This is a genomic window from Turicibacter sp. T129 (assembly GCF_025594975.1).
Lineage (GTDB): Bacteria > Bacillota_I > Bacilli_A > MOL361 > Turicibacteraceae > Turicibacter > Turicibacter bilis.
The window spans coordinates 1-2771 of the sequence record NZ_JAMQUU010000097.1; the positions used below are offsets into that span (position 1 = coordinate 1).

The following is a 2771-nucleotide window of genomic DNA, read 5'->3' on the forward strand; positions in this document are numbered from 1 at the left end:
AGATAAAATAGAACCGCCGTATACGGAACCGTACGTACGGTGGTGTGAGAGGACGATGATTAAATTAATTAATTATCTCCTACTCGATTTGAAATGAAAGTGGATTAATCACTTGTTAGGGTTTCGGTAGTTTATCATTTTTTTATTCCGACAAATGATATCAAAAATTTAAAAGAAAGATTTGTTAGAATGGGCAAATTAAGTTAAAATAAATAGGTAAAGTAAAATAGGATAAGGTGGGAAAGTAGACATGATTGAGCGTTATTCGCGCCCTGAGATGGCAGCTATTTGGACAGAACAAAATAAGTTTGAAGCATACTTAAAGGTTGAGATTTTAGCTTGTGAAGCTTGGGCTCATTTAGGACATATTCCAATGGAAGATGTTGAAAAGTTATGGAAAAATGCTTCGTTTGATCTGAATCGTATTTATGAAATTGAGCGAGAAACTCGCCATGATGTTGTAGCTTTTACACGTGCGGTAAGTGAAACTTGCGGCGATGAGAAGAAGTGGGTACATTATGGATTAACGTCAACGGATGTTGTAGATACAGCGAATGGATATTTATTAAAACAAGCGAATGATATTTTACGTGCTGATATTCAACGTTTTATTGATGTTTTAGGTGAGAAAGCTAAAAAATATAAACATACAGTGCAAATGGGTCGTACACACGGGGTTCATGCTGAAATCACGACGTTTGGATTAAAGTTAGCGTTATGGTATGAAGAGATGAAACGTAATCAAGCTCGTTTCGAGGAAGCTGCTCGTGCGGTTGAGTGTGGAAAAATTTCTGGTGCCGTTGGAACGCACGCGAATATTCCATTCTTCGTTCAAGATTACACTTGTGAGAAGTTAGGAATTGAATCTGCTAAGATTTCAACTCAAACGTTACAACGTGACCGTCATGCCGCTTATATGGCAGCTATCGCGTTAGTTGGAGCATCTATTGAGAAAATGGGTGTTGAAGTTCGTCACTTACAACGTACTGAGGTTCGTGAGGCAGAGGAGTTCTTCCGTAAAGGACAAAAAGGTTCTTCAGCTATGCCACATAAACGTAACCCAATCGGTTCTGAGAACATGGCAGGGTGCGCACGTGTGTTACGTGGATATATGGTGACGGCATATGACAATATTGCTTTATGGCATGAACGTGATATTTCACATTCATCTGCAGAGCGTATTATTATGCCAGATGCAACAATTTTATTAGATTATATGTTAAATCGTTTCACTAACCTTATCGATAATTTAACGGTTTATGAAGAAAACATGTTAGAAAATATCAACAAAACTCATGGTGTTATTTTCTCTCAACGTGTGATGTTAAAATTAATCGAAAAAGGATTTGTTCGTGAGCAAGCTTATGATTTAGTTCAACCTAAAGCAATGCAAGCTTGGGAAAACCGTCAATCATTCCGTCAATTATTAGAAGCAGATGAAACAGTCATGAGCCATTTAACAATGGAAGATTTAGATGATTGCTTCGATCATACATATCACTTAAAAGCAGTAGACGGAATCTTCGAGCGTCTGGGATTAAACTAAAAGGTTGAAAATGACGTTTAGCTTTCCGTACAGATCGAATTTCGGGGGTCTAAACTTGAAGTTTGAGTTTAGTGATCGGAGGAGACTTGATAGGAAGGTTGTCATTTGAAACTGGATTGAATAAAAGTTGCCCTAAAAGATAAGAACATTTAAATTCAAATGAATTAGATGGGCTAAAAAGTAGCGAGAATTTTGCGTTCTCTGAGTTAAGTAGGGAAATAAATTTTAGTTAAATGTACTACCTTATATGAGGGAAGGTAGTTAAATATTTTAGATTAATTTGATTGGCCATATTCAATTTAATCGTGTTGTGGATAACTTCATTTGAAGTTATCCACATTTTTATTTTTGAGCAAAAAAAGAGCCATTCGGCTCTTTAAGATATTAGTAGTTTTCTGAACGGATTTCGAAGTGTGCTTGATCGTATGAGCAAACTGGACATACTTTCGGCGCTTTTTTCCCGAAATGAATGTGTCCGCATTCTTGGCATACCCAAGCAACTTCTTCTTCACGTTCAAATACTTGACCTTCTTCAATATTTTTTAATAATTTTAAGTAACGTGCTTCGTGTTCTTTTTCGATTTTTCCAACCATTTCGAATAAGGCTGCAATACGATTGAACCCTTCTTCGCGAGCTTGTTGTGCGAATGTTGCATACATATCAGTCCACTCATCGTTCTCTCCAGCTGCAGCATCTTTTAAATTTGTCATTGTATCTGCGATTTCACCTTCATGTAAGAATTTGAACCATAATTTTGCGTGTTCCATTTCGTTACGAGCTGTCTCTAAGAAGATGTTTGCGATTTGTTCGTATCCTTCTTCTTGAGCTTTTGCAGCATAATAAGTATATTTGTTACGTGCCATTGATTCACCAGCGAATGCATGCATTAAATTTGCTTCAGTTTTAGAGCCTTTTAAGTTATTCATAATTCAATTCTCCTTTATTCTCGTTATCTCTAATTAGACTTTTTAATATAAGTAGTAACTATTACTAGTTTATATTAGCTTTAGATTAAAATCAATAATAATTCTTAAATTTATTTAAAATAATTGATATTATCATATTTTTGATATTAATTATTATTTGAGGTAATAAAAAATTGCTTATAAGATAAATTTTAGATATAATAATAGTGAGATCAGTATAAAGTAAGTAGTTTATCTACTTCCAATTAAAAAAGATGCGCTAAGCGCATCTTTTTTGTATATGTGCGCCCGGCATGGG

2 protein-coding genes are annotated in these 2771 nt (G+C 35.2%); one reads left to right on the top strand and one right to left on the bottom strand.

The genetic code is table 11. The annotated features are described in order from the left end of the window. The first annotated feature begins 250 nt into the window (after positions 1-250). Complete coding sequence (purB, locus tag NEH75_RS12835; RefSeq protein ID WP_055305288.1) at positions 251-1546, top strand: adenylosuccinate lyase; 1296 nt, start codon at positions 251-253, stop codon at positions 1544-1546. 384 nt (positions 1547-1930) lie between these two features. On the opposite strand, the gene rbr is transcribed toward purB, so the two are convergent. Further along, on the bottom strand, positions 1931-2473 hold the full coding sequence (rbr, locus tag NEH75_RS12840; protein ID WP_055305287.1) for a rubrerythrin: 543 nt from the start codon (positions 2471-2473) through the stop codon (positions 1931-1933). Between the last annotated feature and the right edge of the window lie 298 nt (positions 2474-2771).